The organism is Rhodopila globiformis (genome assembly GCF_002937115.1).
Classification (GTDB): domain Bacteria; phylum Pseudomonadota; class Alphaproteobacteria; order Acetobacterales; family Acetobacteraceae; genus Rhodopila; species Rhodopila globiformis.
In genome coordinates this window covers 52,993-59,584 of the sequence record NZ_NHRY01000070.1, presented here as the reverse complement: position 1 = coordinate 59,584, position 6,592 = coordinate 52,993, and the positions used below count along the sequence as shown (strand labels likewise).

7 protein-coding genes are annotated in these 6,592 nt (G+C 69.5%); 4 read left to right on the top strand and 3 right to left on the bottom strand.

Going from position 1 to position 6,592, the window contains the following annotated elements; genetic code table 11:
* Window positions 1–142 precede the first annotated feature (142 nt).
* Genes CCS01_RS07285 through CCS01_RS07275 form a run of 3 tightly spaced genes read right to left on the bottom strand, consistent with a single transcriptional unit; the run spans window position 143 to window position 3,356 of the window.
* On the bottom strand, window positions 143–1,075 hold the full coding sequence (locus CCS01_RS07285; protein ID WP_104518165.1) for an NAD(P)-dependent oxidoreductase: 933 nt from the start codon (window positions 1,073–1,075) through the stop codon (window positions 143–145).
* Window positions 1,072–2,355, bottom strand: a complete 1,284-nt coding sequence (gene eno / locus CCS01_RS07280; RefSeq protein ID WP_104518164.1) for a phosphopyruvate hydratase — start codon at window positions 2,353–2,355, stop codon at window positions 1,072–1,074. Before eno ends, CCS01_RS07285 begins: the two co-directional genes overlap by 4 nt.
* Window positions 2,352–3,356 carry a phosphotransferase family protein gene (locus CCS01_RS07275; protein ID WP_104518163.1) on the bottom strand — a complete coding sequence of 335 codons (1,005 nt, stop codon included), beginning with the start codon at window positions 3,354–3,356 and terminating at the stop codon, window positions 2,352–2,354. Before CCS01_RS07275 ends, eno begins: the two co-directional genes overlap by 4 nt.
* A gap of 153 nt (window positions 3,357–3,509) precedes the next feature.
* Between CCS01_RS07275 and CCS01_RS07270 the strand changes: the two genes are divergently transcribed.
* From CCS01_RS07270 to CCS01_RS07255, 4 genes are all read left to right on the top strand, one after another.
* Window positions 3,510–4,331, top strand: coding sequence for an energy transducer TonB (locus CCS01_RS07270; protein ID WP_104518162.1), 822 nt, complete (start codon window positions 3,510–3,512; stop codon window positions 4,329–4,331).
* Between the two features lie 28 nt (window positions 4,332–4,359).
* Window positions 4,360–4,911 (top strand): cob(I)yrinic acid a,c-diamide adenosyltransferase, encoded by a 552-nt coding sequence (locus CCS01_RS07265; protein WP_104518161.1) that lies wholly within the window; start codon window positions 4,360–4,362, stop codon window positions 4,909–4,911.
* A 78-nt stretch (window positions 4,912–4,989) separates the two neighbouring features.
* Window positions 4,990–5,445: a methylated-DNA--[protein]-cysteine S-methyltransferase gene (locus CCS01_RS07260; protein WP_104518160.1), complete on the top strand. Its 456-nt coding sequence runs from the start codon at window positions 4,990–4,992 to the stop codon at window positions 5,443–5,445.
* Between the two features lie 26 nt (window positions 5,446–5,471).
* Window positions 5,472–6,443: a quinone oxidoreductase family protein gene (locus tag CCS01_RS07255; protein WP_104518159.1), complete on the top strand. Its 972-nt coding sequence runs from the start codon at window positions 5,472–5,474 to the stop codon at window positions 6,441–6,443.
* Window positions 6,444–6,592: the final 149 nt, after the last annotated feature.

Genomic DNA, 6,592 nt, shown 5'->3' with positions numbered 1-6,592 from the left:
CTGGCCACCCCCCTGGCCACCCCCCTGGACCGTGACCGAACACCTTTTGCTCTCAGCTTGCCAAATCCCGCGCGATGTTCGGATTTCCATCGTCGGGATTTCCGGATGGTCGGCCGGGTTGATCCTCGCGGCCAGGCATCGCTCACGCGACCTGGTGCAGCAGGGGGTGGCCGGCCGCGATCCTGTGGCAATTCTCGGCCGCCAGGGCAAAGCTGCGGTCGAACGTGCCGGTGGTCAGCCAGGCGACATGCGGGGTCAGGACGACGTTCGGCAGGGACAACAGCGCATCGCTCACCGCCGGCGGCTCGACCTCGAACACGTCCAGCCCGGCGCCGCCGAGGTGGCCGGATGCCAGGGCCTCGACCAGGGCCGGCTGGTCGACGAGGCCGCCGCGGCCGGTGTTGACCAGGATCGCCCCCCGTTTCATCCGCCCGAGCGCCGCCTTGTCGATGATCCGGGCGGTATCCGACACGAGCGGCAAATGCAGGCTGACGATGTCGGCCTCCGCCAGCAGCCGCTCGAACGGCCGGTGCACCGCCACCGTATCGCCCCCGGCCGATCGGCTGTGATAGAGGACGGTGCAGCCGAAAGCGGCGAGGATCGGGGTCAGGATTTTCGGGATGGCGCCGAAGCCGACAAGGCCAACCGTGCGGCCGCCCAGCTCGCCGAGGCCATCCTGCAAGGCGACGTCCGTCCAGATCCCGGCGCGGACCGCCTGGTCGAACCGCGGGATGCGCCGCAGCACCGACAGCATCAGCCCCAGCGTCAGTTCCGCGACCGCCCGCGCGTTCGTGCCGGGCAAGTTGCACACCGGGATGCCGCGCTGCTTCGCCGCTTCCAGGTCGATCGTGTTCACGCCAACGCCGATCTTCTGGATCAGCTTCAGCCGGGGGGCGGCGGCGATCATGGCGCGGGTGCAGGGCTGCAGCACGTGCCAGAGCACGTCGCATTCGGGCAGCAGCCGGAACAGCGTCTCGTTGTCGTCCTCGGGACAGACGGTGATCGACAGGCCCGGCAGCCGTTGCAGCCGCCCGGCCAGGTCGGGGCCGGCGGCGGCGTGGAAGACGACGTTCATGGCGGCGACCGTCCCAGCACCGATCGGCCGGCGAAGTGGGCCTTGCCGCCCAGGGCCTCCTCGATCCGCAGCATCTCGTTCCACTTCGCCATGCGCTCGCCGCGGCTGAAGCTGCCGACTTTCAACTGTCCGGCGTCCCAGCCGACGGCGAGATGGGCGATGGTGACGTCCTCGGTTTCCCCCGACCGGGCGGAGACGATGGTCGCATAACCGCATTCGTCCGCCACGCGCCTTGCGTCGAGCGTCTCGGTCAGGGTTCCGCGCTGGTTAGGCTTCAGCAGGATGGCATTCGCCGCCCCCGCCGTATCCCGCAGCCGATCGGCGTCGCTGACCAGAAGGTCGTCGCCGACGACCTGGATTCGGTTGCCGGCGGCGCGGGTGAAGGCGAGGAAGCCGGCGGTGTCGTCCTCCGCCAGCGGGTCTTCCAGCGACAGGATGGGATAGCGGCCGATCCAGCCGGCCAGCAGCTCGATCATGCCGTCGGTGGACAGCTCCTTGCCGTCCAGGGCCAGCTTGTAGCGGCCATTGCGGCCGAAGTCCGAGGCGGCGACGTCCAGGGCAATGCCGACCTGCTCGACGGGACGCAGCCCGGCGCGCTCGATCGCGGCCACCAGCGTGTCGAGCGCCTGCTCGTTGCTGGCGAAGGACGGCCACCAGCCGCCCTCGTCGGCGACGCCGGCCAGGGTGCCGGCTTCCTGCAGCAGCGTCCCGGCGGCGCGGTAGATCTCGGCCGTCCAGTCCAGCGCCTGGGCGAAGTTCTCCGCGGCCGGACACATCACCATGAAATCCTGGATATCCACCCGGCGGCCTGCGTGCGCCCCGCCGCCGAAGATCTGGATCTGCGGCAGCGGGATCCGCGCGGCGTCGGCGCCGCCGAGATAGCGGTACAGCGGCTCGCCGACCGCCGCCGCCGCCGCATGCGCCGCGGCCATGGAAACCGCCAGGGTGGCGTTGGCGCCGAGCCGGGTCTTGTTGCGCGTCCCGTCCAGCTCGATCAGGCGCTCGTCGAGCGCTTCCTGGTTCGCCGCATCGATGCCGGTGACCGCGCGCGCGATGACGTCGTTGACGTTGGCGACGGCCTTGCGCACGTCGTAGCCGCCGAACGCCGTGCCGCCGTCACGCAGATCCAGCGCCTCGCCCGAGCCGGTGGACGCGCCGGCCGGGGCGATGGCCCGTCCGACGGCGCCGCCCTCCAGCAGGACGTCGGCCTCCACGGTCGGGCGGCCGCGACTGTCCCAGACGCGGCGGGCGTGCACGTAGGCGATCGCGGTATCCGTCATCGGACGATTTCCTCTTCCCAGGCCCGGACGACATCAGCCAGCCCATCGGCCGGGGCCAGAAGGAGCCGGCGCGCGACCTTGCGAACCGTATGCCGATCGGCGTCGGTGGTAATGTATTCGACCGGCGACTTGCCATCCACCCGGGCCAGCAGCAACGCCGGCAGCAGGTGCGCCGCCCGAGCCTCGAACGCCGCCGGCGGCTCCCACGAAACCTGCGGCAGATAGGCCGCCGTCATCGCGCGGAAGCAGGCGAGCAGAGCATCGCGCTTTGACGGCACCCACAGGCATTTCAGCAGCAGGTGGTTCTGGCAGAAAGCCAGGTCGAACGCCGGATCACCCCACCAGGCGCACTCGGCGTCGAGGAACACCGGGCCGTCCGGACCGGACAGGATGTTCTTCGGGCTGATGTCGCCATGCACCAGGGCATGCTTGTTGCGCTGCGTCGTCTCGATCAGCGCCTGCATGCGCCCGGCCAGGTCGGGATGGGCGCGGCCGCTCTGTGTCAGGTAGGGTTCCAGGCGGATGTCATGAAAAATTCTGTCGGTGGGGAAGTCGGCGGCCAGGGACGGCTGGGCCGCGGTCGCGGCGTGGATGCGGACCAGGGCCCGGGCGGCGGCGGCGGCAAAGGCGGGGTCAACCTGGCCGTCGCGCAGCTTTCCCTTCCACAGCGGATACCGGTCCGCCGGCAGGTAGGCCATGGCGAGGGTGCCGGTGGCGGCGTCCTGGCCCAGCAGCGCGGGCGTCACTCCCGGCACGGCCTGGTTGGCAACCTGCATCCATCGCGCTTCGTAGAGGTTGCGCTCCACCGGCGCCTGCCAGTCGGCGCTGACGCGCAGCTTCGCCAGGGCGCGCTTGACGCAGACGGGCCCGGACGGCAGGTCGATCCGCCAGATGTCGGACGACACGCCGCCCGCCAGCGGCTCCCCTGGCGGCGATGCGCCGTGCAGGAGATGCATGCGCTCCAGCGCGGCCAGGATTCCGGCAGGTGGCGTTGTGCTCATTGAGGAGACACTAACGCATCCGACAGGCGCGGCCGCATCGCGTGAAGCGGTAAAGTCGTGATTTGATCGCCCGCGGCGGCACGATCCGGAAAAGCCGAGGATGGGAAAAGTGATCGGAAGCGATTACATGGCGCAATAACCCAACCAGGAAACATGACCTCGAAGCTCATCGCCGTACCGGGCCCGGAGAACCGCCGACGGCGCTTTACGCTGGCGGACGTCCGCCGCCGTCGCCTGCTGATGATCGCGATCGGGCTGTCGGTGCTGGTGCATCTGCTGTCCGTTGGCGGGATCGTGCTGCTGGCGCCGGTCGCGCCGGCCGAGAAGAAATCCAACGAGCAGGGGACCGTGGAACTCCTGATGGTGGAGCGCAAGGGCGCGGCGCCGAGCCAGCCCGGGCAGCCCGATACGAAGGCGGCCCAGCCGGCGCAGCCACCGGCCAGGGCGCCGGCGCCGCCGGAGAAGACCACGACGCCGGAGAAGACCGCACCGGCGCCGGCGGTGAAATCCGTCCCGCTCCCGCCCTCCGGCAGCGAGCCGGTTCCGCCGCCGCCCTTCCCGGCGGCCACGGCGGCGGCCACACCGCAACCGCCTCGGCCGGAACAGGCGCCGAGTCCGCCCAAGGCGGTCAACGCCCCGGTGTTCGACTTTGCCGGCACCGACAGCGACACCAATGCGCGGGTCATGGGCGGCCACGTGATTCCCGCCATGCCGGACGACCGGTTCCGCAACCGCCCGCCGCCCTATCCGTCCGACGCGGCCGCGCGTCGGGAAACCGGCACCGTCCTGGTCATTATCCATGTCGCGGCGAACGGCTACGCGACCGGCGTCGACGTGGCGGAAAGCTCCGGCTTCGGGTCACTGGACCGGGCCGCGGTGAACGCCGTGCGCAAGTGGCGGTTCCAGCCGGCCATGAAGGAAGGGGTTGCGGTGCCGTTCGACATGCCGTTTCGGTTTGTCTTCTCGGAGAATTAGACCACTGTCACATCTGGAGGCTTTTGCCATGGTACGCATCGATCGGGTGGTGACGAAAGGCGGCGACAGCGGGGAAACCTCGCTGGGCGACGGATCCCGTGTTTCCAAGGCCGATCGGCTGATCGAGGCGCTGGGGGCGGTGGACGAGGCGAACGCCAGCCTCGGGCTGCTGCGGCTGCATACCCGGGACCACGCCACCGAAGACGCCATGCTCGCGCGCATCCAGAACGACCTGTTCGACATCGGCGCCGATCTGGCGGTGCCCGGGATGGATGCGGGGCGGCTGCGCCTGACCGACCCGGCTGTGCAGCGTTTGCAGGCCGAGGTTGAGCAGATGAACGCCGTGCTGCCGCCGCTGAAGAGCTTCATCCTGCCGGGCGGCACCAGTGGCGCCGCCCATGCCCACATGGCCCGCGCCCTGGTCCGCCGGGCGGAACGCAGCGTGGTCCGGCTGGACGCGATCAATCCGGTCATCCTGCGCTACCTGAACCGGCTGTCCGATCATCTTTTCGTCCTGGCCCGCGTGCTGAACCGGAACGCGGCGGCGGATGTGCCCTGGGTGCCCGGCGCCAACCGCTGACTGCGCCTTTCCGGGGTGCCCTTGACACAAGGCCCGGCGAAGGCTTCGCATCCTGCCTGTTCACCTGGAATACCGGACGTGCCACAGCTTTCGCTCCATACCCCCATCGGCGACATCACCGTGGCAGAGGAAGATGGCGCGATCGTCTCGCTCGACTGGGGCTGGGGGCGGGACCAAAGCCGATCGGCTTTGCTGGACCGGGCGGAAGAGCAGCTGCAGGCGTATTTCGACGGCGAGCTGCGGCAGTTCGACCTGCCGCTGGCGCCCGCCGGCACGCCCTATCGCCTGGCGGTGTGGAAAGCGCTGTGCGAGATCCCCTATGGCGAAACCCGCAGCTACCAGGAGATCGCGGCCAGCGCCGGCGGCAGCGCCCGGTCCGTCGGGCAGGCGAATGGGCGCAATCCAATCCCGCTGATCATTCCGTGCCATCGGGTCGTTGCCGCCGGCCACATTGGCGGCTACTCCGGTGGTGACGGACTGGCAACCAAACGCTGGCTTCTGACGTTGGAAAACCCGACCCGAACCTTGCTCTGACCCACCTTGCCGTACGGAGACACGACATGACGAAGGCAATCCGCATCCACGCCAATGGTGGCCCGGAGGTGATGGTCTGGGAAGATGTGCCGACCCCTGAGCCGGGGCCGGGCGAGGCGCTGATCAAGCACGAGGCCATCGGCCTGAACTTCATCGACGTGTATTTCCGCACCGGGCTCTACAAGGCACCCGGCATGCCGCTGATCATCGGCCAGGAGGGCGCCGGCACGGTGCTGGCCGTGGGCGGCGCCGTCACCAACTTGGCGCCTGGGGACCGGATTGCCTACGCCGGCCCGCTGGGCGGCTACGCGACCGAGCGGGTCATCGCCGCCGATCGGCTGGTCAGGCTGCCGGATGGGATCGACTTCCAGACCGGGGCGGCGATGATGCTGCAGGGGATGACCGCGCAGTACCTGCTGCGGCGCACCTACGACGTGAAGCCCGGGGACACGATCGTGGTGCATGCGGCGGCCGGCGGGGTCGGGCTGATCATGTGCCAATGGGCGAAGCATCTGGGCGCGACCGTCATCGGCGTGGTCTCGAACGAGGAAAAAGCCGAGATGGCCCTGGCGAACGGCGCTGCGCATGCGATTGTCGGGCACAGCAAGCTGGCCGCCGAGGTCAAGCGGATCACCGGCGGCGCGATGGTGCCTGTCGTCTATGACAGCGTGGGCAAGGACACCTTCGGTGCCAGCATGGATTGCCTGGCCCCGCTCGGGCTGATGGTGAGCTATGGCAATGCGTCCGGTCCGGTGCCTCCGCTTGACATCGGCATTCTTGGCGCGAAGGGCAGCCTGTTCCTGACCCGGCCAACCCTGGCGACCTACACGGCGAAGCGTGCCGACCTGGAGCATGTCACGGCGGACCTGTTCGACGTGGTCGGCAGCGGCGCGGTGAAGATCCAGGTGAACCAGACGTTCAGCCTGAAGGATGCCGCCCTGGCGCACGAGGCGTTGGAGGGGCGCAAGACGACCGGGAGCACCGTGCTGCTGCCGTAGGCGGGGCATGCGGGTTGGTCGGAGGGGCGGGCCAGGCTGCCTCTCCCCGTCATGGCGGCCGAAGGGCCGCCATCCACGCCTTGCGGTGCCGATACCAGCAGAAGGCGTGGATGGCGGGCCTTCGCCCACCATGACGAGATAGCAACGGC

What these genes read in the sequence shown, in the direction of transcription:
- CCS01_RS07265 (WP_104518161.1), top strand. Translation starts at nt 4,360, where the DNA reads ATGGTACGCATCGATCGGGTGGTGACGAAAGGCGGCGACAGCGGGGAA.
- CCS01_RS07275 (WP_104518163.1), bottom strand. Translation starts at nt 3,356, where the DNA reads ATGAGCACAACGCCACCTGCCGGAATCCTGGCCGCGCTGGAGCGCATG.
- CCS01_RS07270 (WP_104518162.1), top strand. Translation starts at nt 3,510, where the DNA reads ATGACCTCGAAGCTCATCGCCGTACCGGGCCCGGAGAACCGCCGACGG.
- eno (WP_104518164.1), bottom strand. Translation starts at nt 2,355, where the DNA reads ATGACGGATACCGCGATCGCCTACGTGCACGCCCGCCGCGTCTGGGAC.
- CCS01_RS07255 (WP_104518159.1), top strand. Translation starts at nt 5,472, where the DNA reads ATGACGAAGGCAATCCGCATCCACGCCAATGGTGGCCCGGAGGTGATG.
- CCS01_RS07285 (WP_104518165.1), bottom strand. Translation starts at nt 1,075, where the DNA reads ATGAACGTCGTCTTCCACGCCGCCGCCGGCCCCGACCTGGCCGGGCGG.